The sequence below is a fragment of the uncultured Phocaeicola sp. genome (genome assembly GCF_948499155.1).
Taxonomy (GTDB): Bacteria; Bacteroidota; Bacteroidia; order Bacteroidales; family Bacteroidaceae; genus Phocaeicola; species Phocaeicola faecalis.
On the sequence record NZ_CAOOSE010000042.1, the window covers coordinates 1 to 25,999 of the forward strand.

Annotated in this window: 20 protein-coding genes, 1 tRNA gene and 1 pseudogene; 7 read left to right on the forward strand and 15 right to left on the reverse strand. The window is 41.2% G+C overall.

The window, feature by feature from the left end; all coding sequences use genetic code 11:
* The 4 genes and pseudogenes from QYT14_RS17990 to QYT14_RS18005 all read right to left on the reverse strand — a co-directional run.
* A partial coding sequence (locus tag QYT14_RS17990; RefSeq protein ID WP_289395490.1) for a BT1926 family outer membrane beta-barrel protein occupies positions 1 to 856 on the reverse strand: 856 nt, incomplete at its 3' end.
* 24 nt (positions 857 to 880) lie between these two features.
* The gene (locus QYT14_RS17995) at positions 881 to 3,160 is read right to left on the reverse strand and encodes a hypothetical protein (protein ID WP_289307215.1); all 2,280 of its coding nucleotides are present in this window, start codon (positions 3,158 to 3,160) and stop codon (positions 881 to 883) included.
* A gap of 69 nt (positions 3,161 to 3,229) precedes the next feature.
* A pseudogene (locus QYT14_RS18000) lies at positions 3,230 to 3,481 on the reverse strand (AraC family transcriptional regulator); the annotation flags it as partial.
* 91 nt (positions 3,482 to 3,572) lie between these two features.
* Positions 3,573 to 4,691, reverse strand: coding sequence for a site-specific integrase (locus QYT14_RS18005; RefSeq protein ID WP_288326233.1), 1,119 nt, complete (start codon positions 4,689 to 4,691; stop codon positions 3,573 to 3,575).
* A gap of 125 nt (positions 4,692 to 4,816) precedes the next feature.
* Here QYT14_RS18005 and ruvB point away from each other — a divergent pair, with 125 nt between their 5' ends.
* The 4 genes from ruvB to QYT14_RS18025 are packed head-to-tail and all read left to right on the forward strand — an operon-like array spanning position 4,817 to position 10,828.
* On the forward strand, positions 4,817 to 5,845 hold the full coding sequence (ruvB, locus tag QYT14_RS18010; RefSeq protein ID WP_237038831.1) for a Holliday junction branch migration DNA helicase RuvB: 1,029 nt from the start codon (positions 4,817 to 4,819) through the stop codon (positions 5,843 to 5,845).
* Positions 5,846 to 5,848: 3 nt separating this feature from the next.
* Positions 5,849 to 7,291 (forward strand): lipopolysaccharide biosynthesis protein, encoded by a 1,443-nt coding sequence (locus QYT14_RS18015; protein WP_288326235.1) that lies wholly within the window; start codon positions 5,849 to 5,851, stop codon positions 7,289 to 7,291.
* A gap of 2 nt (positions 7,292 to 7,293) precedes the next feature.
* On the forward strand, positions 7,294 to 8,670 hold the full coding sequence (locus tag QYT14_RS18020; RefSeq protein WP_288326236.1) for a TIGR00341 family protein: 1,377 nt from the start codon (positions 7,294 to 7,296) through the stop codon (positions 8,668 to 8,670).
* Positions 8,671 to 8,701: 31 nt separating this feature from the next.
* Positions 8,702 to 10,828: a S46 family peptidase gene (locus tag QYT14_RS18025; protein ID WP_288326238.1), complete on the forward strand. Its 2,127-nt coding sequence runs from the start codon at positions 8,702 to 8,704 to the stop codon at positions 10,826 to 10,828.
* A gap of 91 nt (positions 10,829 to 10,919) precedes the next feature.
* Here the strand turns inward: QYT14_RS18025 and QYT14_RS18030 are convergent, their stop codons facing one another.
* The 11 genes from QYT14_RS18030 to QYT14_RS18080 all read right to left on the reverse strand — a co-directional run bounded on the left by QYT14_RS18030 (position 10,920) and on the right by QYT14_RS18080 (position 22,913).
* Positions 10,920 to 12,809 (reverse strand): DEAD/DEAH box helicase, encoded by a 1,890-nt coding sequence (locus QYT14_RS18030; protein WP_237038827.1) that lies wholly within the window; start codon positions 12,807 to 12,809, stop codon positions 10,920 to 10,922.
* A gap of 231 nt (positions 12,810 to 13,040) precedes the next feature.
* Positions 13,041 to 13,253 carry a helix-turn-helix transcriptional regulator gene (locus tag QYT14_RS18035; protein ID WP_237038826.1) on the reverse strand — a complete coding sequence of 71 codons (213 nt, stop codon included), beginning with the start codon at positions 13,251 to 13,253 and terminating at the stop codon, positions 13,041 to 13,043.
* Positions 13,254 to 13,277: 24 nt separating this feature from the next.
* Entirely contained in the window at positions 13,278 to 13,880 is a 603-nt protein-coding gene (locus tag QYT14_RS18040; protein ID WP_288326242.1) for a DUF2975 domain-containing protein, read from the reverse strand.
* Positions 13,881 to 13,896: 16 nt separating this feature from the next.
* Positions 13,897 to 14,388 carry a DUF2975 domain-containing protein gene (locus tag QYT14_RS18045; protein WP_288326244.1) on the reverse strand — a complete coding sequence of 164 codons (492 nt, stop codon included), beginning with the start codon at positions 14,386 to 14,388 and terminating at the stop codon, positions 13,897 to 13,899.
* Between the two features lie 13 nt (positions 14,389 to 14,401).
* On the reverse strand, positions 14,402 to 15,037 hold the full coding sequence (locus QYT14_RS18050; RefSeq protein WP_288326246.1) for a DUF2975 domain-containing protein: 636 nt from the start codon (positions 15,035 to 15,037) through the stop codon (positions 14,402 to 14,404).
* Positions 15,038 to 15,057: 20 nt separating this feature from the next.
* Positions 15,058 to 15,891, reverse strand: coding sequence for a CPBP family intramembrane glutamic endopeptidase (locus QYT14_RS18055; RefSeq protein WP_288326247.1), 834 nt, complete (start codon positions 15,889 to 15,891; stop codon positions 15,058 to 15,060).
* Positions 15,892 to 15,913: 22 nt separating this feature from the next.
* Entirely contained in the window at positions 15,914 to 17,809 is a 1,896-nt protein-coding gene (locus QYT14_RS18060; RefSeq protein ID WP_288326249.1) for a prolyl oligopeptidase family serine peptidase, read from the reverse strand.
* Between the two features lie 157 nt (positions 17,810 to 17,966).
* Positions 17,967 to 18,392, reverse strand: a complete 426-nt coding sequence (locus QYT14_RS18065) for a DUF3836 domain-containing protein (RefSeq protein ID WP_288326250.1) — start codon at positions 18,390 to 18,392, stop codon at positions 17,967 to 17,969.
* A 330-nt stretch (positions 18,393 to 18,722) separates the two neighbouring features.
* The gene (locus QYT14_RS18070; RefSeq protein WP_288326251.1) at positions 18,723 to 19,643 is read right to left on the reverse strand and encodes a bifunctional riboflavin kinase/FAD synthetase; all 921 of its coding nucleotides are present in this window, start codon (positions 19,641 to 19,643) and stop codon (positions 18,723 to 18,725) included.
* Entirely contained in the window at positions 19,643 to 20,257 is a 615-nt protein-coding gene (locus tag QYT14_RS18075; RefSeq protein ID WP_288326252.1) for an HAD family phosphatase, read from the reverse strand. Before QYT14_RS18075 ends, QYT14_RS18070 begins: the two co-directional genes overlap by 1 nt.
* 25 nt (positions 20,258 to 20,282) lie before the next feature.
* On the reverse strand, positions 20,283 to 22,913 hold the full coding sequence (locus tag QYT14_RS18080) for a calcium-translocating P-type ATPase, PMCA-type (RefSeq protein ID WP_288326253.1): 2,631 nt from the start codon (positions 22,911 to 22,913) through the stop codon (positions 20,283 to 20,285).
* 158 nt (positions 22,914 to 23,071) lie between these two features.
* Between QYT14_RS18080 and QYT14_RS18085 the strand changes: the two genes are divergently transcribed.
* From QYT14_RS18085 to QYT14_RS18095, 3 genes are all read left to right on the forward strand, one after another.
* Positions 23,072 to 23,145: transfer RNA gene (locus QYT14_RS18085), tRNA-Ile, on the forward strand.
* 153 nt (positions 23,146 to 23,298) lie between these two features.
* A complete protein-coding gene (locus tag QYT14_RS18090; protein ID WP_286084430.1) occupies positions 23,299 to 24,567 on the forward strand; it encodes a phage integrase SAM-like domain-containing protein in 1,269 nt (422 codons plus the stop codon).
* Between the two features lie 108 nt (positions 24,568 to 24,675).
* Positions 24,676 to 25,677: a hypothetical protein gene (locus QYT14_RS18095; protein ID WP_289826456.1), complete on the forward strand. Its 1,002-nt coding sequence runs from the start codon at positions 24,676 to 24,678 to the stop codon at positions 25,675 to 25,677.
* Positions 25,678 to 25,999: the final 322 nt, after the last annotated feature.

A 25,999-nucleotide genomic window follows, 5' to 3' on the forward strand; every position in this document is an offset into this window, starting at 1 on the left:
TATCAAATATCTTGATATTATGGTGTGAAGCGTTGTACTTGTCAAAACCTTTGGGACAAATCTGGATGACGTCGTAACGGTAGGCCAAAGGCTGGAACTGGAATCCCAGTACAAGGCCCGGTGCCAGACTGTATTCAATACCGGCTACACCTGCGGCCTTGATGCCGAACATCTGACCGGCACGGTTTCCTGAAAGATATACCTGAGTGGGAAGGCCATCTTCATCGCCTACTTCGTCATTACCATCAGCATAAGTTTCTCCAGTATATGGTTCTGTTGTCTCAACGCGTGCCATTTGAAAGCCTAAAGAAGCGCCCAAATAAGGATGTATACGAGGATTGCTCACCTTGAAATAACGGTTGGAACCGACTGCCGCATACCAATTATTGGTCATGCGTGCACTGATATAGTCCTGTGAGGGAATAATCATATCAGGTACGGTTTCCTCTCCTTCCACATAGTCCTTTTTAGGAGTCAGGTTGATATCCATGCTGAACTGCAAGTTGATGTCCCAGCAGTCAGACAAGAAATACTTGCCTTCGAAACCTATTATATTAGTCAGACTATTGTCATTCAAGCCATTGATCTGCAGGTATTTATTCAGGTCTCCCTTTGCTACTTCACCGTTCTCATTTGGCAGTCCGACAGAACCGCTTTTATTGGTGAAGCTAGGAAGTAGGTAAGAGGTGCTTTCATTATAAAAATTATTACCTCCGCCCAAGAATACCGAAATCTGCCATTGGCCTTTCTTCGGAGCAAACATCGCACCATCACAGCAACCGCTCCCGATAGTCTGCGCCAATAAAGGCGCAGACATGGTAGCAAGCAAAAGTAATGTGCAGAGTTTCTTGATCATTGTTATTACTTTCGTTTTAATTTATTATTTTACTAACAATGCAATTACTGCATTCAGGTCAGTCAAAGCTTTGTTGTATACAGTCTGAGCTTCATTAAATCTAGCCTGAGCACGTTCCAATTCAGCCTGCAATACTTCAATTTCGTATGCTTTGTCATATTTGCCAGCCTTAAAGTTGTCAAGCTTGGTTTGTGCATCTTTCAATGCAGCCTCTGCTGAAACAACACCTTCTTTAGCTGCGTTCAATTGTTCTGCCAATGCTTTCTTCACGTCAGCAACAGTAGTTGAACCATCAGCGATACCGCTCATTTCACCTTCGATAGCATCCTTAATGTTATTATAAGAAGTCTTGGTAGCATTTGCTTCATCAATTGTTGCATTTACATCAGCATACAGAGCTTTTTCTGCATCTTCTTTAGCTTTCTTGTCTGCTTTAGCATTAGCCAATGCAGTATCGAATGCTTTAACAGCAGTTGTATTAGCAGCAATCTGTTCAGTTACAGCAGTCTGTTGTGCAACTAAAGTAGCTTTAAGTTCTTTGATTGCATCAGCCTGTTCGATGATCTGAGTATAATATATTACTTCATCTTGAGCTTTCCAAACGGCACCCATAGCTGCATAATTTCCGTAATCAGCCTCATCCTTAGCAATCTTAGCTTGTTCTGTTGCGATTTCAGATGCTGTGGGCATAGTAAGACGAGGGTTGGCATCAAAAATATAAAGGTCACCAAATGCAGCTTTTGATTTAGCCATCAAAGCAGCCTTTCTTGTTCCTTCCGTTACTTCAGTATAGCTACTCGGCAACAAACTTGTTGCATCATTGGTCTGTAAATAAGTAAACAAACTAGCATAATCCTCAACAGTAGAAGGAATGGCAGGAATATTTTGACCATTATTCTTCATTTCTGTGTATAAAGAAGTGTAAGAAGTATAAGCCAATTTTTGAGCTTCTTTGATAACATCAGAAGTTCCTTCATATTTACCGGCTTTAACTTCGGTTAATACTCCAAAAACCTTATCTCTTGCTATCTTATATTGAGCTTCTGTATAATCCTTACCATTTTCGTAATCGGCTACAGCTTTTTCCCACTCTTCAATGGTCGCATCATAATCTTTTTCAGCAGTTTCAAGAGCTTTTTCCTTTGTAGACAGTTCACGGTTCACCCAAGCCAAGTCTTCAGCAGCACGTCCGGGAACAGCATTAACCAAAGCAATCATTTCTTCTAATGATTTTTCAGTTGCAGTTCCTTCGTTTTCAACATAAGTATTCTGGTTATATGATTCTGCACCATAAGAGAACACACCAGCATCATATGCTGAAGTAGCTACATCACCAGTATTAGCTTTATCCAAAACCTCAACCAAATTCTTGTTAGATGCTACAGAAAGACTGTATTTATCCAATTTGAAAGTATATGATGTACCATCAACTTTTTCACCGGCATAAACCTTAGTTTTATTTTCGGTAGCTTTTGTCAAAGCCTTATCGGCAGCTTCTACTGCATCCGCAGCATCTTTACCTTCTTGAGATTCCTGAATCTTAACTTTATCAATGTTAGCCTGAGCAATAATTGTATCTTGCTTAGCAATTTTCACTTCCAGTTCTTTCACTTCAGCTTCCCATCCTTCATATGAATTGATGTTTTTTGCTATAATTTCTTCAACATCACTTACGGTTACTTTTGCAGCATCCAAAGTAACCTGAGCTTTAGCGACTTCCAATTCAAGACCAGCTTGAGTTGCAGTCGGATCTGTTGATTCAAAAGCAGCATTCAACGCTTGTGCAGCATTGTTTAATGCAGTATGCGCACTAGCCAACTGTCCAGCTTTACTATCAACTCGTTGTTGAGCAGCAGCGAGAACATCAGCTTCTTCGTCAGACAAAAGTAATTTAGAAGCTTCAATAGCTTTTATTGCATCATCATAAGCCTTCTGAGCATATGCTGTTGCCTCTTCTGCCTTCAACATTTCTGCCTTAAATCTTTCTGCTGCTAATGCCTTTGCATTTTCTAAATCTGCAATTTCCTTTTCTGATTGAGCTTTAGCAATCGCAGCTTGATATTCCAGCATTTGATTAGAAATTTCTTTAGCCTTATTATCCAATTCCACTCCAGTCACCTGAGCTCTAACCATAGCCTCATTCGCTAATTCTACAGCTGCTTTAGCTTTCAGCAATTCAGCCTTAGCACCGCGAAGTGTTTCGATACCTGCGGGTTCATCGTTGTCGATACATCCCGTGAAAGTCACTGAAGAGCCGGCCATAAGAGCTCCGAACAGGACTACACTTAAAAATTTTTTGTTCATAATAGAAAAACTTTAAATTTATAAATTTAAAAACTTGATTTGTTTTTTGTTTATTATTATATAAAGGACTTAATCGTATTTAGCGGGGAACGGGAGCGAATCTCCGGGGTACCGTGAAGGGACCGTGCCGACTTCTTTGGTAAAGGCAGAATAGAAGACACTTCTGGAGGTAAACCCACAAAGCTTTATCAACTCGTCAGCCGTGTATTTTTCCTTTCGCAGAAGGAGTTTGGCATACTCCACCCGACACCGATTCACCAGTGTCTTGAGGTTGCACTTGAAGTAATGATTCACGACATTCGAGAGGTAGGTAGTATTCGTGCCGGATACTATCTGGTATTTGTAATATTCTGTATATCAGAATAGTAGAAAATAGGCTTAATGTAGTGGGGTCCCATAAGGGACCCTTTTATTATTTATAATTTATAGTTAGGTCAGGTAAACTATCGACAGCTTTTTGCTTCAGCTCATCTATTATGTGTACATACTTTTCGGTGTGCCTGGTCGTTGAGTGACCGGCAAGGGAAGCAGCAGTTTTAATGTTGGCTCCATTGGCCATGATATTTGTGATAAAAGAGTGGCGGGCACAATGGAAGGTGATATGCTTTCGTATATTGGCATCTAATACCCATTTACGAAGAATTCTGATTGTATATGAGTAGGAGGGAAGTGAGAAAACCAAGTCCTCCCTGTCCCCAGTACGTTTCTGTAAAAGTTTGAGAGCCGTGTGGTTTAAGTTCAAGTGAAGAATGGCACTTTTGGAATGCGTTTGCACTTTCTGTTGTATGATGGTTAATCTTTTTGCCGGAAAGTCAACATCCTTATATCGCAATTGATACACATCGCACCAACGTAATCCACAATAACATGAAAAAAGAAATGCTCGTTTTACTTCATTATTTGAGCAAGAAGTAACGGCTAACTTCTGTATCTCTTTTAATGTCAGTATCTCCTTTGTTACTTCATCAAATTGTGATAGTCGTATCCCATTAGTAGGATTATGAGAAATTAACTTCTTTTCAACACATTTATTGATGCACATTCTGAATTTCTTGAAATAGCCAATAGGGGTATTGCCACGGAGTTTAGATCTTAAATAGTCGAGAAAATCTACACAAAATTCCTTTGTTATTTTGTTGATTGGTAAGATTTTCTTTTTATTAAAGGTGCGTAAATGGAGGATGGTCGATTTTACCATCTTCTTATCTTTTTTATAATAAGTGCTCAGGTATTCATTCATGATGCGGAAAAAGTCCGGCCCATTACTAGGTGCTTCGGGCAGAATATCCTCAAATGTTTCCGCTGTTTTATTTAAGGCATATTCGACAGACAGGAATTCAAGCTCCTTTTTGGCTCGGATTTGTTTAGCAATCAATATTTTATTCTTGTTCTCCGCTCTGGCTTCCGGTGTAACAGGCGGCTCCAGAATAATGCCTAAATACTCCTTACGACGCTTGCCGTTGTGACTGTAATTTAAATAAAGGGAAACTTTCCCCTTGTTTAATTGTTTCTTACCTAGTGTAACTCCCATAACAATTAATTATTTAGACAATAATGAAATTATATAAAGGACGGATGAGGGACTGAAAATGAATTCCTCAATCTTTCTTTCTATTATAATAATATCTTTTGTACCTTTGTGCGAGAAACAAAAAGATGGAAGAGAATTTTGATATACGTGAGCATCAGCTCACAAGTAGAGAACGTGATTTTGAGAATGCCTTACGCCCATTAAATTTTTCTGACTTTAGTGGACAAGATAAGGTAGTGGATAATTTACGTATATTTGTCAAAGCCGCTCGCTTGCGGGCTGAGGCGCTCGACCATGTTTTATTGCATGGTCCTCCGGGGTTAGGAAAGACAACATTAAGTAATATCATTGCAAATGAATTGGGCGTAGGTTTTAAGGTTACTTCCGGACCGGTACTTGACAAACCCGGTGACTTGGCAGGAGTTTTGACCAGTCTGGAATCTAATGATGTCCTGTTTATTGACGAGATTCATCGGCTCAGTCCTGTTGTGGAAGAATATCTTTATTCGGCCATGGAGGATTATCGTATTGATATCATGATAGACAAGGGACCGTCTGCGCGGAGTATCCAGTTGGACTTGAATCCTTTCACATTGGTAGGGGCAACGACTCGTAGTGGATTGCTGACAGCACCTCTTCGTGCCCGTTTCGGCATAAACCTCCATTTGGAATATTACGATGATGATGTGTTGACTGCCATTATCCGCCGTTCGGCAAAAATATTGAATGTGCCTTGTGATACACAAGCGGCGGGTGAGATTGCTTCCCGCAGTCGTGGAACTCCTCGTATTGCGAATGCACTCCTTAGGCGTGTACGGGATTTTGCGCAAGTTAAAGGCTCTGGTAGAATTGATATAGAGATAGCCCGGTTTGCATTGGAGGCTTTGAATATTGACCGCTATGGGCTTGATGAGATAGATAATAAGATTTTATGTACTATTATTGATAAGTTCAAAGGGGGGCCGGTAGGTTTGACTACTATTGCCACTGCTTTGGGAGAAGACCCCGGTACCATTGAGGAAGTTTATGAACCTTTCTTAATAAAAGAAGGTTTCTTGAAACGTACTCCTCGCGGACGAGAAGTGACAGAGCTCGCCTACATACATTTGGGGCGGAGTATCTACAATAGTCAGAAGACACTATTTGACGATTAAAATATGGCCGGATTAAAATCATTAGCCAAAGACACCGCAATATATGGCGTGAGCAGTATTGTGGGGCGATTCTTAAATTATCTGCTGGTGCCCATTTATGCGGCAGCTATGTCTGCGGCATCAGGAGGTTATGGGGTGGTAACCGAAGTATATGCCTGGACTGCTTTACTGATGGTAATTTTAACCTATGGCATGGAAACTACTTTTTTCCGTTTTGTCAATAAAGAAACGGAAAATCCCGAGCGTGTGTATTCCACTGTTCTCTTTATGGTGGGAAGTACTTCTTTGCTGTTTGCTGCTTTGTGCATGATATTTCTTCATCCTATTGCCGGTATGATGGGATATGCCGACCATCCTTGGTATATCGGTATGATGGCATTGGTTATTGCGATGGATGCGTTTCAGTGTATTCCGTTTGCTTATTTACGTTATAAGAAGCGTCCGATACGTTTTGCCGGCTTGAAACTTCTTTTCATCTTGCTCAATATCATTCTGAATCTAGTTTATTATGTGGTGATGAAGGGGAGTGATGTTTTCTATGCTTTTTTCTTCAATTTGATATGTACCTCGGTTATTATGTTATTGATGGTCCCATATCTGAAATTTGGCGGAGGCTTTGACAAGCCATTGGCGAGACGGATGCTGATATATTCATATCCTATTCTGATACTGGGAGTGGCAGGCATCCTGAATCAAGTGGCAGATAAAATAATTTTCCGTCATATATATCCCGATAAGGTGGAGGCTAAGACTCAGCTTGCCATCTATGGTGCTTGCAGTAAGATTGCTATGATTATGGCAATGCTCACTCAGGCATTCCGTTATGCTTATGAACCTTTTGTATTTGGAAAGAGCCGGGATAAGGACAGCAAGATTATCTATGCACAAGCAATGAAGTACTTTGTTATTTTCACATTACTGGCTTTTTTGGCTGTCATGTTCTATTTGGATATATTGAAGTATATTCTTGCTCCTGATTATTGGGTAGGATTGCGTGTGGTGCCTATTGTGATGGCGGCTGAAATCTTTATGGGTATTTTCTTCAATCTTTCATTCTGGTATAAACTGATTGACGAAACCAAGTGGGGGGCCTATTTTTCATTTGCCGGTTGTGTTGTTTTGATTTTGATTAATGTGATTTTTGTTCCCATATACAGTTATATGGCATGTGCTTGGGCTGGATTTGCCGGTTATGCAGTAGCTATGTTGCTTTCTTATTTTGTGGGGCAGAAAAAGTATCCCATTGATTATGATTTGAAAGCGATAGGTAAATATGTTGTATTGGCGCTTATGCTTTTTGGTATATCGGAAATCCTTCCCTTCCAAAACATTTTCTTCTTATTATCTGTTCGTACAGTGTTGTTGCTACTGTTTGTAGCCTACATTGTGAAGGTAGATTTTCCGTTGCATCAGATTCCTGTTATTAATCGGTTGATAAAGAAATAATTATGGCTGACATTAAAGGTAAGTTAAAGAATGATTTGAAGAATATGCCTTATATCAGGCAATTTCTTCATGAATATTTTGATTTGGGTAAAGATAAGGATAATGAAGCTTTAACCGTCGAATCTATCCGTAATGGAGTAGAGTTTAAAGGTACTAACCTTTGGATTTTGATATTTGCTATTTTTATTGCGTCTTTAGGGTTGAATGTCAATTCTACTGCAGTGATTATCGGTGCCATGTTGATATCTCCTTTAATGGGCCCTATCATGGGAGTGGGGTTGGCAATCGGACAGAATGACTTCGAACTGTTGAAGCGGTCGTTGAAGAGTTATCTGATAGCGACTGTTTTCAGTGTTATTACTGCTACTTTATATTTTTCGCTTACTCCATTGGATGAAGTGCAATCAGAATTGCTGGCACGAACCTCGCCCACCATTTATGATGTTTTGATAGCTTTGTGTGGTGGTCTGGCAGGTATTATTGCACTTTCCACTAAGGAAAAAGGAAATGTAATTCCCGGTGTAGCCATCGCTACTGCATTGATGCCTCCTTTGTGTACTGCCGGTTTCGGACTGGCAACAGGAAACCTGCTTTATTTCTTAGGTGCTTTCTATTTATATTTTATCAATTCGGTATTTATAAGTTTGGCAACTTTTATTGGAGTGCGTGTGATGCGTTTTCAGCGAAAAGCGTTTGTGGATAAAGAGCGTGAGAAACTGGTTAAGAAGTATATCGTTATCATTACTTTAGCCACCATGTGTCCGGCGATATACCTGACATATGGGATTGTGAAGAATACCATCTATACGGCATCTGCCAATAATTTTATTAGTGAAGAATTGAATTTTCCCGATACGCAGGTTATTGACCGTAAGATTTCGTTCGAGAATAAGGAAATTCGTGTTGTACTGATTGGTAATGAAGTTCCGGCAGCAGAAATTGCTGCTGCAAAAGATAACCTGAAGCATTATAATCTGGCCGGTACAAAACTTATCGTGATGCAGGGAATGAATAATGAGGCTATGGATATCGGAAGTTTGAAGGCTCAAGTAATGGAAGATTTCTATAAGAACAGCGAGAAGCGTCTGTTGGAACAACAGAATAAGATACATGAATTGGAAAATGAATTGAAAGTCTATGCCGCCTATAATGCCGTAGACAAGAAAATTATCCCCGAGCTGAAAGTTCTTTATCCGTCGGCAGAAACTATTGCAATGGCTAAAACGGTGGAACTTTCTGTTGATTCGACACGTATGGATACATTGACTTTGGTCTTGATGAAATTTGCAAAGCATCCCAACGAGAAGGAACAGGAAAAGATAACCGAATGGTTGAAAGCTCGTGTAGGAGCTAAGAAACTGAAGTTGGTGATAGAATAAGAAACAGAACACTAAATAAAACACTCATGTCATGAAGAAACTACTGATATTGCTTGTATTTCTACCTATATATATATGGGGTAGTGAGGGTATGTGGCTTCCTTGTTGTCTAAGTAAACAGACTCAGCAGGTGATGAAAGAAATGGGATTGAATCTTACTCCACTGCAGTTGTATAATCCCGGTGGCGCTGCACTTTCCAATGCTGTAGTCAGTTTTGGAGGCTTCTGTTCCGGTGTGGTTGTTTCGCCGGATGGGTTGGTGTTTACCAATCATCATTGCGGTTTTGATGCCATTCAGCAACACAGCACGGTGAAGCATGACTACCTGCGCGATGGTTTTGTGGCTGATTCATTGTCGGACGAACTTCCCAATCCTGACTTATTTGTCAGTTTCCTTATTCGTACCGAAGATGTGACAGAGCGCATTTTACAAGCTTTGCCACAAGATGTGAGCGAAGACGACCGTTCCTTGATTGTAGATTCTCTTTCTACGTTGATTGCTGACGAGGCAGTTAAAAATGATACCTTACTGCGTGCAGTCGTTTCTTCTTTCTATGCCGGCAATGAATTCTATCTGTCTGTGTATAAGGACTATTATGATGTTCGCTTAGTCTATGCTCCTCCTTCTTCAGTTGGAAAGTTTGGGGGAGATACCGATAACTGGGTTTGGCCGAGGCACACCGGAGACTTTTCTGTTTTCCGTATCTATGCTGATGCTCATAACGAGCCGGCAGTTTATTCCAAAGACAATGTTCCTTATCATCCCGATTATTATGCGCCTATTTCCTTGGCGGGTTATAAGGAAGGTTCTTTCTGTATGACGATGGGATATCCGGGGACCACCAGCCGTTATCTATCTTCTTATGGCGTGGAAGAACGCATGAATGCCGATAACATGGCAAGAATAGATGTTCGTACTATCAAACAGGCTATTTGGAAAGATGCTATGGAGAAAAGTGATGCCATTCGTATAAAATATGCTTCGAAGTATGCTCAAAGTGCTAACTATTGGAAGAATAGCATTGGGATGAATCAGTCTATTAAAGAACTGAATATAATCGAGAAGAAACGTAGGTTGGAACATCAATTGGCGGAATGGATTCGTCGGAAGCCGGAAGAACGGAACAAGTATGCCCAGGTATTGACGGAATTGGAGAACAGTTATCACAATCGTTATAAGAACGCTCGTGCAATGGCTTACTTCGGTGAATGTTTTGCCAATGGTCCCGAGTTGGTTACTGCGGCATGGTCTGTCTTGAACTTTGATTTTGAAGCGGAACAGTCGGTGTTGGAAGAGAGGGTGCGTCAATTGTTGGAGCTTTATGTCAATATTGACTTGGACATTGATAAGAAAGTCTTTGTGGCCATGCTTAAAGAATATGCGGCAGTAGTAGAGCCGGAGAGCCTCTCGGAAACTTATGCTACTATAGAAAAGGAGTTCAAAGGTGATTATCAGGCGTATGTGGACGATTTATACAGTCGGACAGAATTGGATACACCCCGCGGATTTGAACGTGTAGTAAAAAAGGATAGCACTTATGTTCTTTTTGAAGACCCTGCCATTTCATTTGTTATTGATATGTTGGTGAAATCTTACGAGCTGAGTGCGGCTGCAGATGATGATAATATGAAAATAGAGAAAAATGAGCGCTTGCTTAATGAGGCTGTGCGTGAGATGGAATCGGATAAGGATTTCTATCCGGATGCTAACTCGACTATGCGTCTTAGTTTCGGAATGATTGGAGGATACTCGCCGAAAGATGCATTGGAATATACTTATTATACAACAACGAAGGGAATCTTTGATAAAATCAGGGAATATAAAGGGGATAGTGATTTTGAGGTTATTCCGTCCATCGTTGATTTGCTGGAGCGTGGAGATTTCGGGCGTTATGCCACAAAAGATGGGAATATGAATGTCTGCTTTATTTCCGATAACGATATTACTGGGGGAAATTCCGGTAGTGGAATGTTTAATGGGAATGGAGAACTGATAGGATTGGCTTTTGATGGCAACTGGGAAGCAATGAGCAGTGATATTATTTATGAACCCAACTTACAGCGTTGCATCGGGGTGGATATTCGCTATGTGCTTTATATGATTGAGAAATATGGAAAATCCACGCGCTTGATTGAGGAATTGAAATTGGTGGAATAATCACTGCTTTTTAGAAAGAAGGTGTGTCAAAATGATAGATTGTTCTCATTTTAACACACCTCAATAAAAATATAATTTTAGGCTGTCAATCTTATTTCTTCGGCTTTCTGCGCGCCCATCCTTCTTCATCGAAGTTTGGTTCTTCGCCTTTCAGACTTTTATTTTTGCTTTTGCCTTTTCCTTTTGTATCATTGTTGAAGAACTGTTTCCAATCATCCTTCTTGGGACCACGGGCTTCAGAGTATCCGCGTTCCTCACGGCTGGGCCTCGTATTTTTTTTCTTGGCAATTTCTTTCTTGCCTGCACCGCTTTTATCGCTTTTGCCGTTATTCTCACCGGCTACTTCAACAATAACCTTACGTCCGTTCAAGTTTACTTTATTGAGCGCGTTGATAACATCATTTGCCTGTTTCTCAGCCACTTCAAAGAAAGAAAAGTTTTGCATCAGGTCTATTCTTCCGATGGTTGTACGTTGCTTCTTCATATTGCGGTTAATCAACTCAATAATCTGATTGGCATAGAAACCGTCTGTTTTTCCTAAGTTTAGGAAAAGGCGTGTATATCCTTTTTCCGCTTTGCGTTCAGTCTTTTCGCGTGAACTGCCATAGTCTTTTCGCTCTTTAGGTTCACGTTCGCTACGACGGTCACTTGTGCTCGGTGTTTCAATTTCGGGTGCATTACTGTAATAGTCCAAAAAGCGGTTGAACTCCATAGAAACTACGCGCTTTATCAAATCTTCCTTCGAGAGCCATTCCAGTTTGCGGTAAATGCCCGGCAAGAAAGACTCGATTTCTTCCTCGTTTACTTTTACCTTTTCGATGTCATCAATCAGTTTGATAAGCTGTTGCTCACAAATTTGCTTACCGGTAGGCATTTCGCCTATTATAAATTTCTTGTTGATGATACGTTCTATTTCACGCATCTTTCCTCTTTCGCGTAAGTTGATGATAGCGATAGAGATGCCTGTTTTTCCGGCACGTCCGGTACGTCCGCTTCGGTGAGTATAACTTTCGGTGTCATCGGGCAAACCATAGTTAATGACGTGTGTCAGGTCATTAACGTCCAGTCCGCGGGCAGCCACGTCAGTAGCCACCAATAGCTGCAGATGGCGCTGGCGGAATTTTTGCATCACCAAGTCACGCTGTGCCTGACTCAGTTCGCCATGCAGTGAATCGGCATTATAACCGTCCTGTATCAATTTATCGGCAATTTCTTGTGTTTCCTTACGGGTGCGACAGAAGATGATACCGTAAATTTGCGGATAATAATCGGCTATGCGTTTCAGTGCTGCATATTTATCTTTGGCGTGCACCACATAAGCAATGTGGTTTACGTTTTTGCTTCCTTCGTTTTTGGTTCCGATGGTGATTTCTTTTGCATTACGCAAGTATTGCTTGGAGATGCGTGATATTTCGGGGCTCATAGTGGCCGAGAACATCAGTGTATTTCGGTCTTCGGGAACTTTTTCAAGGATAGAGTTGATGCTGTCGGTGAAACCCATATTCAGCATTTCGTCCGCTTCATCCATTACTACATTGCCGATGGTATCTAGTTTGGCCACTTTCCGTTCCATCAGGTCAATAAGTCGTCCGGGAGTTGCAACAATAATGTGCACTCCGCTTTTGAGCATGCGTATTTGGCTTTCGATGGATGAACCGCCGTATACGGGAAGGACTTTCAGTCCGTCAATATACTTGGAGTAATCATTCAGGTCGCCTGCGATTTGCAAGCACAGTTCGCGTGTGGGGCAAAGAATTAACGCTTGCGGTACGCGGTTTTTTACATTAATTTTCTGGATTAGCGGCAGACCAAATGCGGCTGTTTTTCCAGTCCCTGTTTGTGCTAGGGCCACTACATCGTTTCCTTCACCGAGTAAATACGGTATAACTTCTTCTTGTACAGGCATCGGGTTTTCATAACCCATTTCTTCTATTGCTTTCCTGATTTCGGGGGAAACGCCTAACTCTTCAAATGTCTTCATTTATTTCAAATATCTAATTCGTTACAAAGATACGGATAATCATGGGATTATACGGTATATATGAAATATTTGTTTGACCGGATAGTACAATTTATAGAAAATTGACTAAAAGATGCCTGAGAGAATAATAAAGGACTGCCTAAGGCAATCCTTTATTCCTTCCCACTGTAAGAGTAATGAGGGGGCAGGTATGAGAGAATTTATATTAGAGTGTCTGTGTTGCCTGTTAGGTTATTCATCCTCCTCACGATACTCCAGAATATCTCCGGGCTGGCAGTCTAATTCTTTGCAGATGGCTTCCAGTGTAGAGAAGCGGATAGCTTTTGCTTTCCCGGTTTTCAGGATAGAGAGGTTGGCCGGGGTGAGATCAATCTTCTCGGCCAGTTCTCCCAGCGAAATCTTTCGTTTCGCCATCATTACGTCTAAGTTTACTATTATAGGCATAGTCCAGGTTTTAATTATTCGTTTTTAAATGGTTAGGTCCTGCTCTTCCTTTATCTTCACTGCCTGTACAAAGATTTCTATCAGCAGAACAATAATGAACAGTTCTGTCCATGGGTATTTCAATGAGAAATTGCTGAACTCATAACCTGTATATGCCAATTCATGGATGGCTTGCGAGTAGCTGATATAATTCAGCAATTCGAATATGGCTGATAAGGTTATCATGGGATAGATGAAGAACCGGAGTCTGCGGCTGTTCTTCTGTGTCAGAATCTCTCCTTTGCTTACAGATATCAGCATACGTGCCAGGCAATAATAGCCATACAGTGCCAGCAATGCTATTAGGCTGGCAGGTATACTCAAAAAAGAAAGGACAGTATTGGACTTGATAAAGGATTTTACTTCCTTTATCTGAGCAGGTACTTTGCGCTGTAAGGCCTTATTGAAGATGCTGTCTGTGGCAGCATCCTCAGTCGGATGGACGGAGAAAGTATAGGATTCTGCTCCGGGAACAGGAATGTTGTCCGCTGCGTTCCATCCGTCAATGAATCCGGGAATGAAATCGTTGATGGTACTGACCAAGAGAATCAGCACGACCAATATTCCGAGCAAACGTATTGTTTTCATTGTTTTCCGGTATGAGTTAAATGGTTAATTCTTGTTCTTCTTTCATGCGGATGCCTATTTGGAACAGATATCCGATAAAAATGATGAATACCCCAATGAAGACATATATCATATAAGTCTGTCTTGGGTTTGTTACGGGAGCGAACTCATTCAGGATGGCTTGCAGAATCCCGTTAAACTCGATGATAAGGCCGATATAATATATCAGATTGGCGTTAGCTCTTACAAATACCAGATTACGTTTTACATTGCGAAGCATCAGATAGATGAAAACGCTGCATACAGCCATGGATAATAGAGTGATGCCTTGCGGAAATACTTGCCGGATAAATTGTTCGGATGCTCCTGCTTTTCCGGCATCAATGGCAGCCCGGTTAGCTCCCAACTCGAAACACAACATTGCGTTTTGAAAGATAGGAATGAAGGTGCAACAGAAACAGATGATAGTGAGGCAAGTCATAATCAGCTTCATTTCTTTTAAGGAGTGTTCTTTGTTCTTTTCTTTCATGGTCGTTCTGTATTTAAATGGTTAGGTCTTGCTCTTCTTTCATTTTCAGACCGATGGCAAACACTTCGGCAATGACGAATGCCAGTACACCAAGCAGAAGGCTGGAGTGTGAGAAGGGATTGAGCCAATTATAAGAATAACCGGATATCTTCAATGTTTGCGAAAGCTGCCAGGTATGTATGTAAGAACTGGTCAGGGTAGCGGCGAATGTAATTATCAGATAGAGTCCCAGTCTGCGCAGCAATTTTACATTTGTCCAGCAGAAGATATCCGAACGGTTGATGTTACGGATGAACTTGATGAACTGCAGGACGGCTTTGATACCGAATATGATAAGAATGAAACTTAGAAGAGTGCCGGTGAAGAATAGCCAGATGGGTGTATCGGCATCGACCGCTACCATGGACTGTATCTGCCATGTCGGTACATTCTTTCCGGTCATCTCATTGTATATAGAGTCGGAAGTAGTGGTCAGGTTATCCGGGAGCAACATTAGCGGATGCATATTGTTTATGGCCCCTGTTTTATTTTCTATACCTGCTTTTCCTCCTTCGATGGCTCCCCATATCATGGCATAGATATTTTCGGACAGAGAAAGCAGCAGGACGGCAAATACCATTGCACAGAGCAGATTCAGTTTCTTTTTCATTGTTATATTTTGTTATTGGATTAATTATTTTGTGGACCGGTTTCTGTTGTAGAGGTGGGTTCAGACACTTCTGCCGGCCATTGGGCGGGTTTTACTTCTTTTCTGAACAGGAAGAGAGTAAGGCAGAAGATGGCAATTCCCATCATACCGAGTGTATGGACGGTAGTGGTACTTCCGAAGATATCAGTCAGGGTATCCTTCTCCTCAAAAACATTCATCAGTATCAGTGACAGGGTATTGTTGATAAAATGAAGAATGATGGACGGAAGCAGACTGCCGGTGCGATAATAAAGTTCGCCCAAGATGATACCGAACAGAAAGGCAAAAAGCATCTGTGCCGGATTCATGTGTATCAATCCGAAGATAAGGGCTGACACGAGGATGGCCCAACGAGGGTTTCTCCATTTGCGCAGCAAGTATCCTTCGATGGCACCGCGGAAAAATATTTCTTCAAAGATGGGTGCGACAATACATACACTCAAAATGCCGAATACATTGTTTTTCATCTGTGCGAAGATGTTTTCGGCTATATTGGGAAGATGGGCCATCTCGCTCAGCCAGTTCATCCATATAATGGCGGCGACTCCCATCGCAATGTAAAGGCAAGTAGATTTGAAAGGCAGGGATGCAAGAGTCTGTTTGTCCAGTTTTACATATTTATAATGTATCAGATGCCATGCCATGAGCAAGGTGCCTAGCAATGAAAGGATAATGCCCAAAGAAGTAGGGGCGTTATGCAGGTCGAAACTTTGCGTTTCAAAGCATTTCCATATTGTGTATCCGAACATTCCCGGAATAGTTGCTGCCAACTGATAAGCAAAATAGTAAAGTATTAATTTAATCGTGCGTCCCATATTAATTTGATTTTTATGATTATTATTTCTTTAAATGATTACTCAGGAATTTATCCATAGCGCGATAGAAATCGAATTTATTCTCTTCGTTATGAAAACCGTGTCCTTCGTTGTCTTTCACCATATATTCTACTTCTATACCGCGTTTTTTCAATGCCTCTACCATTTGGTCGGATTCAGCCTTGTTCACGCGCGGGTCATTGGCTCCTTGTGCCACAAATAGTGGAGCTTTAATTTTATCTACGTGGAATACCGGAGAGTATTTTTCCATCATTTCCTTATCTTTCACCGGGTCGCCCACCATTTCGTACATCATATCCAGTAATGGTTTCCAGTAAGGAGGAATGGTCTGCATAAAAGTGAGCAGGTTCGATATACCTACATAGTCAATGGCACATGCATAAAGGTCGGGGGTGAAAGTGACGCCTGCCAGTGTAGCATAGCCACCATAGCTTCCACCATAGATTGCTATTCGTTTAGGATCGGCAATGCCTTTATCAATTAACCATTTTACTCCGTCGGTTATGTCATCCTGCATGGTTTGTCCCCATTGTTTATAACCCAATTCGGTGAATTTGCGTCCGTAGCCGGTAGAACCGCGGAAATTCATCTGCAATACGGCATAACCGCGTTCGGCAAGGAATTGTACTTCAGGATTATATCCCCAGGTATCACGTGCCCATGGACCTCCGTGAGGGTTAACCACTACCGGCAGGTTCTTTGCAGTTTCCATTGTATAGCCTTTCGGCAGGGTAAGATAGCCTTCGATGGTCAGTCCGTCACGGCTGGTGTAGGTGATAGGATTCATCGGGACCATTTCATCTTCTTTAATCCAGGGAGCTACATCGGCCACCTTTGTCAGCTTGTCTTCTTTCACATTATAAGTGTAGTAAGTGCCATACGTGCGGTCACTGCCGGCATAAATCATACGGATATTCTCGCTTTTGTCTTCGCTGGCAGTTTCAATATCATATCCTGCAAGTTTCTTTTCCAGTTTGGCACGGATAGCTTCTTCATCTTTATCAAAATAATGGCGGATAGTACCTTTGTGGCCGATGCAGGAAACTGCAATCAGTTTCTTTTTTAGTTCTGAATAACTGAGTCTTGAAATGTCATATTTATCATTGGTGTACAGCACTTCTTTTTCTTCACAATTGGCGGGATCCATCAAAACAAGGGCTGTCTTGTCACGACCGATATTTGTGAGGGCATACACCATTTTGTTATCGGGAGCAAAGGTTACAAAGTCTACTGTTTCCTTAAAGTTGGTAGTCAGTACCGGGCGGAAAGGTTGGTCTTCGGTTTCACGATAAAGGATTTGGGTATTTACTCCGTCCACGATAGCGTAAGCGACACGCAATTTTCCATCATGGTCGGTTTGCCAGCCTTGGATGTTTCCGGGATTTTCTGCCAACATGGTTAATTCACCTGTGTTCAGGTTTAAACGGTATGGATCGAATACTTGAGGATTGCGTTTGTTCAGACCGACAATGACCAGTGAGTCGATATTTTCCAATTTATCGATGAGCTGAGTTCCTACTTTGGGAAATGCTGTGTATGCTTTTGCATCTGTACCATCAAGGTTGACTCCGTAAAGTTGGTAGTTTTCATCTCCTCCCGTATCCTTAATATATAAGATGCGATGACCATTCGCCCACATACTTCCGGCAATGTCACGTGACGTTTCCGAGGTGATACGGGTCGCCTTGTCTGAGCCGATTTCTTGTATGAATAAGTTCAGGCGGTTCTCGTACGGGGCCATGTATGAGAAGTATTTGCCATCCGGAGAAATTTGGAATGCTACTTTCTCCGGATTTTTAAAGAAATCTTCCAAAGGAACTTGTGCATTAGCTTTAGAAGCGAAGCCAATAGTTACTAATAAAGTAGCTATGGCAAAAATGCGTTTGAATGTTTTCATCTTTATGTATTTTAAAGTTGTTATTTTTATCAGTTTATTATTTATCAACATGTATGCTTTGCAATACTTAGTGCGATTCCAGACCAAAATCCGATGGTAAAGCAAAACATAAATACTTTTACCTGGAGATTTATACCTGTTGTTTTCTTCGTTTCCATTACTTTTTGTTTTGTGTGTCGGCCAGCAAATTTATGTTACTGTCTTCACGGTAAATACTTTGTTGTTTGTTGCTGTTAAAGACACTTTCTTTGGCGTTCCATTCAGCGTAATTCAGTTTCGTTTCAGATGCTCCGGGAGTTACAGTAAGAAGATAAGCCGGCTTCCATATTTCGCGGTAAGCATCCCAACGATATGCTTTCTTTTCAATCACTTGTCCTGTTTCATTGTGTTTGTACTCATACTTCACTTTGCGTGTTAATGTTTTGCCGTCTTCATTTAGTGTGTACACTGTTGTGTTTGTGTCGTCTTGACAATAAATGTACTTCGTGTTTTCTGTTGTTTGTGCGTGTGCTGTTGTTGTACAACTCATCATTACTGCTGCAATTGCTGCTACTAAACCTGATTTTAATACTGACTTTTTCATTTTACTTTGTGTTTTATATTTATACTTGTGTTTGTTTTTCGATATTCATTTATCGTTTATCGATATGCAAATGTACATGTTATTTTTATACTACCAAAGGAAAACGAGAAAAATTTATCGAAATTCGATAAAAATATATCTTTTTTCGTAGTTTGGGGGAGGAGTGGATAAAGAAGCGGCTTTTTATGCAAAAAAAGGCTTAGAGGTTTTCTCTAAACAATGGAGATAGTTTTTGCAAACAATGGAAACAACCTTCGCAAACAATGCCCATTGTTTGGGGTAGGGGATGCTGGTAAATATACTGCCTTGTACAATGAGACAGGAATAATTTTATAGCAGCACTTTTGCCGCTTCTTCTCTGTCTTTATGCATTTGGCGGATGAGCGCTTCGATATTATCGTATTTTTCTTCGGGGCGGAGATACTTTACGAATTCAATGCGTATCTCTTTGTGATAGATATTATCCGAAAAATGAAGGATATTCACTTCGATACTCAGGTCTTTCCCGTTATTAATGGTAGGGCGATGACCTATATTCAACATCCCTGCCCATTTTTTACCTTCTATATATACATATACAGCATATACTCCCTCGGAAGGAATGAGTTTTTCGGGATAATCTACTTTTAGGTTTGCGGTAGGAAAACCTATCTTACGACCTACTTTATAACCGTCGACGACAGTCCCGTCTAAATAATAATTGTATCCTAAGAACTGGGAGGCGCGGTTTACATCTCCTTCTTTTAGCAATTGGCGGATAACGGAAGAGCTGATTTTATCTTCACCATCGGTATAGGCGCGCGCGCGTACTATATATATACCGAGTTCTTCACCATAGCGGCGATAATCTTCAAAACTTTCACTCCGGTTGTGACCGAAGCGGTGGTCATAACCGATTACCAGTATATGGATATTGAATCGGTCGCGTAACAACTGCATGAACTCGCGTGCGGAAAGCAATGATAAATCATGCGTAAAGGGAAGAAGGATGCAATAATCAGCGCCTGTCGTTTCCAGCAATTCCAGTTTCTCTTGGGGAGAGGAGAGGAGCTGGGGGCAATAGGAGGTTTGTATCACCTGTCTGGGATGTACCGGAAAGGTGACTAATGCAGAACATAATCCTTCCTTTGCAGCCATTTCCTTTACTTGATCAATGAGGAAACGATGTCCGCGATGCACCCCATCAAAAAAGCCGATGGTGGCAACCGATGGGGAAAGGGTTGGATGGTTTATGCCTGATATAATTTTCATTATTCGAATAATAAACTTAAATCTTCGCCGATGCGGTAGTGATGAGTTTGAATGCCAAGTGCCGCGGCTGCCCGGCAGTTAGCTTCCGAATCGTCTATAAAGAACGTCTCCTCGGGAAGAATGTTTGCCTCCTTCATTACTTTCTCATAGATAGCCTTATCTGGTTTGGCTAAATGCATTTTGAAAGAGAGAAACGTGTCTTCAAAGAAGTCATCTGCACGAAAGCCCCGGTAGTTGAACATTTCTTCGCCGGCATAATTCCAATGAATTTGGTTAGTATTGCTAAGCAGGTAAACCATATAGCGTTCGCGTAGTTCCAACAGTAATTCCAGCTTTTCGCGGGGAATATTCAGCAACATCAGGTTCCACATATCATCTATCTTGCGGTCGGTCAACGATTCGTCAGCCTCTCTGCGGATAGCGTCTCTAAACTCTTCGGGAGAAATTTCTCCCAATTCAAACCGGGAAAACACTCCGTTGCCTTGCATTTGGCGAACTTGTTCTTCTATGTCGGCGAATCCTGCAGTGCGAAATGCATTCAGGCAACTATCAAAATCAAGGTTAACCAATACCCCGCCTAAATCGAAAATAACATTCTTAATTTTACTGTCCATAACTCTTTATGCTCTTTTACCTAATTTACTTTTTTGCTTGCAACCGTTTTATCAGTCGGTAAATTTCACCTGCCACCAACACTAAAGAGGTAGCGGCGATGATTATAATCCATTCGGTCAGACTCAGCGGCACGGTGCGGAATACTTTTCCTCCGAATTCGACAATGAATATCTGGCCTATCAATATGATAACCGCTACACTAAGCATGCCCAGTGCATGGCGTGAATCTTTAAATACAGAATGATTGGTTCCGAAAACGCTGGCATTGAATAGGTTCCAAAACTGAAGCATCACGAAAATGGTGAAGAAACAAGTAAGAGCCCACTCTGTTTGTGAGGCAGGAAGCTGCCTGATACCTACGATGAGTGACATCAGGATGACCAAAAATGCAAGTCCTACGCCTAATATATTGTTGCGCATGGCCTTGGTGATGATAAAGTCATTGGTTTTGCGCGGTTTCTCGTTCATGACATCGGGGCTGGGTGGTATGGAGGCCAGTGCCATGGCTGCAAAAGTATCCATAATGAGGTTTACCCATAACATTTGAGTGACAGTCAGCGGAAGCTCAGTGCCTAGGAAAGCGCCGAGCAATACACTTGCCAATGCCACTACATTGATTGTCAGCTGGAAGACGATGAAACGCTGAATGTTTTTGTAGAGCGAACGTCCCCACATGACGGCAGTGGCGATACTGTGGAAAGAATCATCCAGCAATGTAATATCACTGGCTTCTTTTGCCACGGAAGTTCCCGTTCCCATCGAGAGACCCACTTGTGCGTGGTTGAGGGCGGGAGCATCGTTGGTTCCGTCACCGGTAACGGCAACTACTGCACCTTTTTGCTGGAGCAACTGCACCAAGCGTTGCTTGTCCATCGGGCGGGCACGGCTCATCACTTTCAAGTCAAGTACACGGTCGAGTGCTTCTTCGTCGCTTAAGGCGGCAAATTCCGCTCCTGTGATTCGGTTGCGTTCCGTGTCTTCAGACTTCCATAATCCTATCTGACGAGCAATCTCGGTTGCAGTACCCGGAGTGTCGCCGGTTACAATCTTCACACCGATACCGGCTGACTGACATTTGCCGACTGCCTCGGGCACATCGGGACGAATGGGGTCACTGATGGCGAAGATACCGAGAAAATCCATTCCGCCTTCGTTCACCAATTCGGCACAATCCTCTCCGGTTCCTTCGGGGATATATTTATAAGCCAATCCTAAAGTACGCATGGCTTTGTTTTGGTAGGCTAGCAGGTCAGCGTTATACTGTGCAATGGCATCAGGGCTCAGGTTGCATTTGCCCATTATAATTTCGGGTGCACCTTTTATATATAACACTTTTTTTTGCTGGATGGGAGAGTCGACCAGAGTAGCCATATATTTACGTTCGGTGGAGAATGTGAGCTGGTTGACGACTGTTGCTTTTTCGCGCAGTTCCATATAATTCTTTCCCTGCTCGTTAAGCCATAACAACAAGGCGATTTCAGTAGGGTTTCCTACACCGGAAGGTTTCTTTCCGGTCTCTGCCTCTTCCAGAAAAGCCGTAGAATTGGCACTGATGCCTTCTGCTATCAAGTCTGCTTTAGAAGCGTCGAGCTTTGCTTCATGCACTTGCATCAGGTTTTGTGTCAGAGTGCCGGTTTTGTCTGTACAGATGACGGTGATGGCACCCATTGTTTCGCAGGCATGCATCTTGCGGACAAGGTTATTTGTCTTCAGCATACGGCGCATGTTCAGTGCAAGGCTGAGTGTGACACTCATCGGCAAGCCTTCGGGGACGGCAACCACTATTAGTGTAACGGCCATCATGAAGTATTTTAAAACAATACGTGCGATATGCATCCATTGCTGCCAACCGGTTATTTCATTCATACTCAAATATCCGTAAAGGTCTTTGGCTGTGAAGACAATAAAGGTCAGCGTGGCAATGGTAAATCCGATTTTGCCGATAAAATCGGCTAATTTTGTTAATTGAATATTCAAGGGAGTCTGTTCTTGACTCTGCTCGGTCGCTTGGCGAGCCACTTTGCCGATTTCTGTCGCATCGCCTACGTGCTCTACGCGCATCATGCCGTGACCGTCCACTACTGTAGTTCCACGCATGACGGTGTTACTGGGATAAGTGGCCTCGTCATCGAACAATTCTTCATTGACAGTTTTGTTCACCATTAATTCTCCAGTCAGATTGGATTCATTAATCTGCATGGAAATGGCTTCCAACAAGATGCCGTCTGCCGGCACTTCTTCACCGGTATTTAATATGACAATATCTCCCACGACGATATCTTTACGCGGAATCTCTTGTATTTTGCCGTTGCGCATGACCGTGACGGGAGTTTCTTCACCTACAGCATTTAGCAAATCAAATTTCTTGTTTGCATCATATTCAAAATAGAATCCGATACCTGTCGCCAAAAATATAGCGAAGAATATTCCGATTGTTTCGGCATATTCATCTTCGATAACAGCTATGACCAGCGAAAAGAATGCTGCAACGAGAAGGATGCGTATCACCGGGTCGCGGAACTTTTCGAGATAAAGTTTCCACATAGAAGGGCGTTTGGGGGGTGTCAGGAGATTCATTCCGAATTTCTCCCTACTTTCAAGAACTTCTTTATTTGTCAACCCTGTCAGGGCTGTTTCTTGTTTTGTATGTGCCATACGGCTATTCTCAATTAATTAGTGGAGCACAAAAGTACAATTTAAATCCTTACGAATAAGTGAATTAAATCTTTTTATCAAATTTTGGGTTCGATTCTTTGCAAATCTCAGAGAAATGTTCTACTTTTGCACCTGCTAAGGAGAAATCCACATAGCTCGGACTTGTAGCTCAGTTGGTTAGAGCAACAGACTCATAATCTGGAGGTCCCTGGTTCAAGCCCAGGCTGGTCCACAAAGAAAATAAGCGTTAATTGCATGAAATCAAGCAGTTAACGCTTTTCTTTTTGTCCTTCGCTATGAGTTGGGATAGGCTCAAATCAATAGAATTACATATCTTTTGCAGCATTTGTTTACCGCTTGTTTACCGATAAACAAAAGGATTAATATGCTGACAATCAACGCAGAAATCAAGAAAGACGGACTACGGTCTGATGGTACTTACAACGTAAAGCTAAGATTCACGCTTGACAGAAAAATGAGACGGCTGGCAACAAGTCTGTTCGCCACAAGTAAAGACTTGACTAAAGAACTGAAAATCAAGCAAAGTTCACCTATTAGAAAAGAGATAGATTCTCTTATTCGCGGTTATCAAGAGAAATGCGCCAAACTACAAGTCGAGTTAAACCGCTACACTATTGATGAAGTAATGGACTACTTGGATGGAGAACATCAGAAGCAGCAGACCATTGACTTTATAAAGTTCAGCCGTGAGTGGATAACCTCAACTACAATCAAAGGCGCACCAAACTATACTACTGCAATTAATGCTTTAGTGCGCTTTATAGGTAAAGAAGAATTGGACGTAAATCTGATTACCACCAATTTTTTAGATAGTTTCAAAGCGTTTCTGAATAAAGAGCGTGAAGTACGAACGAAGAAACTGATTCTGCAAGGTAAGCGTGTGCCCTCTAATCGGTCTTTATCTCTTTATTTGGTAAGCATTAAGAAACTGTTCAAAGAGGCTCAAAAGAAGTACAATAAGAGAGAGAATAATCTCATACTGATACCTAACAATCCATTTATAGACTTTGAGATACCCAAGCAAGAAGCAACAAGAAAGAGAGCTATTCCGGCAGATATTATCAAAAAAGTATGGAAGCTACCCTATAAAGATATGAAGAAAGGCTATAAATCCACTTGTCGTTATAATTTAGCTAAAGACTGTTTTATTCTGTCATTCTGTTTAATGGGCATTAATTCAGCCGATTTATATAATGCTACAGAAATGGTAAACAATACCATCATTTATAATCGTACTAAGACGAAAGACCGTAGATTGGATAATGCTCAAATGAAAGTGGCTATACCTAAAATCGCATTACCACTTATAGAAAAATACAGAGATAAAAGTGGTAAACGCTTATTTAACTTTTACCAATACTATGCAGACGAAAAAGGTTTCAATAAGGCTATCAACTACGGTTTAAAAGAAATTGGTACAATATTAGGCGTAGATGATTTGGAGTATTATGCAGCCCGCCATTCATGGGCTACCATTGCACTGAATAAAGTAAACATAGACAAATATATAGTTCATGCAGCCCTCAATCATATAGACGATTCCATGAAAGTGACAGACATTTATATTGAACGAGATTTTGTGAATGAGAACAAGGCTAATGCCAAAGTTGTGAAGTATGTATTCGGTAAATGAATATCGTTTACCACTATGAAAAACCTACTATAATAAAAAGAAGTCTGTAATCCACTAAAGATTGCAGACTTTTCTTTTATTTTGCAGTATAACTAATATGAATACACTATGTATCAGATAGAAGAACTGCCCGATTTAAAAGTGGCTTGGCATGAAAGCTACAAATGTCTAAATGAACCACTTTTAGAATATGTATGGGAAGTAGCCAACCACTTCCTGCCCGATTATGCGGAAACAGATACGGGAATGATACCCGTAGAATCTTCCGCACCTGCCATATTCGCCAACAGATATGCGGAAAGAAACTTATCCGTTGAAGAAAGGTACGAGAGAATACAAAAAATGAAAACTTTCAAAGGAACTTTAGATGAATACAAGAAACGAGAATACAGAAAGTTAGACGATTCTTTCAAAGAGAAGTTTCTGACCAACGAAGATTTACAGAATACCATTGAAGCGTATAAGTTAGATGTTAGTAAGTTTTGGTATCTACTTCTTTTCGTATATGATTTTATAGAGGATATTGGTACAAATGCACCCATTATGGGAAAGTCCGTACTTGAAGACTTTGCCACTTTTCTAACTAATCTGTGTGATGCGTCAAGTATTACTTTGAAGCAAGGCAATAGAAAGAGTTATTATACAGAAAGAGAAGATTTGATAAATATCATTCAAATTGCAGTCCATCATTTCAGTGAAACATACGACAATATTGTAAACGGAGAACAAGGCATAGGGCTAAAAATCAAACAATTAGAAGATATAGGATTGAAAGGCTTTATAGATAACAGTCTGTTATCACAAATGAACTTCAAAGACAAGTTCAGTCTTGACATATCTTATAAGAAGTGGAAGTTTACGGATATGTTTCTGTTCTTCATTGAGAGAAGAAAGGCTACCACCATATCCAACAAAAAGGTAAAGGTATCTAAAGACAAGATGATGCTTGTTTCAAGGCTTATCTATACAGTGGGCTATGATGGCAAGAGATATAATGAAGAATACGATTCGGAGGGCAACAAGAACAGAATGTTATCCAATCTCCTTAGAAGATACAAGAACGAGAAATTTCCGTCTGTCATAGCTAATAACTACATGGTAGTTTCTTAAACAACATACATAAAACCATAGTAAAAATGCGTACTGAAAGGGCTGTCTTTTTTGGTACGCATTTTTTTTGCGTACTGGAATGGGCACATTTTCTACACACATGGGCATTCGGCAAATTCCTTTGTTACCCCTAAATTCTGCCCTACTTTTGCAATGTCAATCAGAGACAATAAGGCGCCAAAGTCAATGATTGCATTAACATATTCATTAATTAAAAAATTATAACCATGAGTAATTTTGATTACAATTTCGGTACAAAAACCGCTATAAAAGAGTATGATAACCAAGGCGCATACAACACCTTGCAGGAAATGATGAAGCG

Bases quoted from the DNA above. Each gene is read 5' to 3' on its own strand.
- QYT14_RS18055 (WP_288326247.1), bottom strand. From the start codon at position 15,891: ATGGGACGCACGATTAAATTAATACTTTACTATTTTGCTTATCAGTTG.
- QYT14_RS18095 (WP_289826456.1), top strand. From the start codon at position 24,676: ATGTATCAGATAGAAGAACTGCCCGATTTAAAAGTGGCTTGGCATGAA.
- QYT14_RS18030 (WP_237038827.1), bottom strand. From the start codon at position 12,809: ATGAAGACATTTGAAGAGTTAGGCGTTTCCCCCGAAATCAGGAAAGCA.
- QYT14_RS18020 (WP_288326236.1), top strand. From the start codon at position 7,294: ATGGCTGACATTAAAGGTAAGTTAAAGAATGATTTGAAGAATATGCCT.
- QYT14_RS17995 (WP_289307215.1), bottom strand. From the start codon at position 3,160: ATGAACAAAAAATTTTTAAGTGTAGTCCTGTTCGGAGCTCTTATGGCC.
- QYT14_RS18050 (WP_288326246.1), bottom strand. From the start codon at position 15,037: ATGAAAAAGAAACTGAATCTGCTCTGTGCAATGGTATTTGCCGTCCTG.
- QYT14_RS18090 (WP_286084430.1), top strand. From the start codon at position 23,299: ATGCTGACAATCAACGCAGAAATCAAGAAAGACGGACTACGGTCTGAT.
- QYT14_RS18080 (WP_288326253.1), bottom strand. From the start codon at position 22,913: ATGGCACATACAAAACAAGAAACAGCCCTGACAGGGTTGACAAATAAA.
- QYT14_RS18015 (WP_288326235.1), top strand. From the start codon at position 5,849: ATGGCCGGATTAAAATCATTAGCCAAAGACACCGCAATATATGGCGTG.
- QYT14_RS18040 (WP_288326242.1), bottom strand. From the start codon at position 13,880: ATGAAAACAATACGTTTGCTCGGAATATTGGTCGTGCTGATTCTCTTG.
- QYT14_RS18070 (WP_288326251.1), bottom strand. From the start codon at position 19,643: ATGAAAATTATATCAGGCATAAACCATCCAACCCTTTCCCCATCGGTT.
- QYT14_RS18005 (WP_288326233.1), bottom strand. From the start codon at position 4,691: ATGGGAGTTACACTAGGTAAGAAACAATTAAACAAGGGGAAAGTTTCC.
- QYT14_RS18075 (WP_288326252.1), bottom strand. From the start codon at position 20,257: ATGGACAGTAAAATTAAGAATGTTATTTTCGATTTAGGCGGGGTATTG.
- QYT14_RS18025 (WP_288326238.1), top strand. From the start codon at position 8,702: ATGAAGAAACTACTGATATTGCTTGTATTTCTACCTATATATATATGG.
- ruvB (WP_237038831.1), top strand. From the start codon at position 4,817: ATGGAAGAGAATTTTGATATACGTGAGCATCAGCTCACAAGTAGAGAA.
- QYT14_RS18060 (WP_288326249.1), bottom strand. From the start codon at position 17,809: ATGAAAACATTCAAACGCATTTTTGCCATAGCTACTTTATTAGTAACT.
- QYT14_RS18045 (WP_288326244.1), bottom strand. From the start codon at position 14,388: ATGAAAGAAAAGAACAAAGAACACTCCTTAAAAGAAATGAAGCTGATT.
- QYT14_RS18035 (WP_237038826.1), bottom strand. From the start codon at position 13,253: ATGCCTATAATAGTAAACTTAGACGTAATGATGGCGAAACGAAAGATT.
- QYT14_RS18065 (WP_288326250.1), bottom strand. From the start codon at position 18,392: ATGAAAAAGTCAGTATTAAAATCAGGTTTAGTAGCAGCAATTGCAGCA.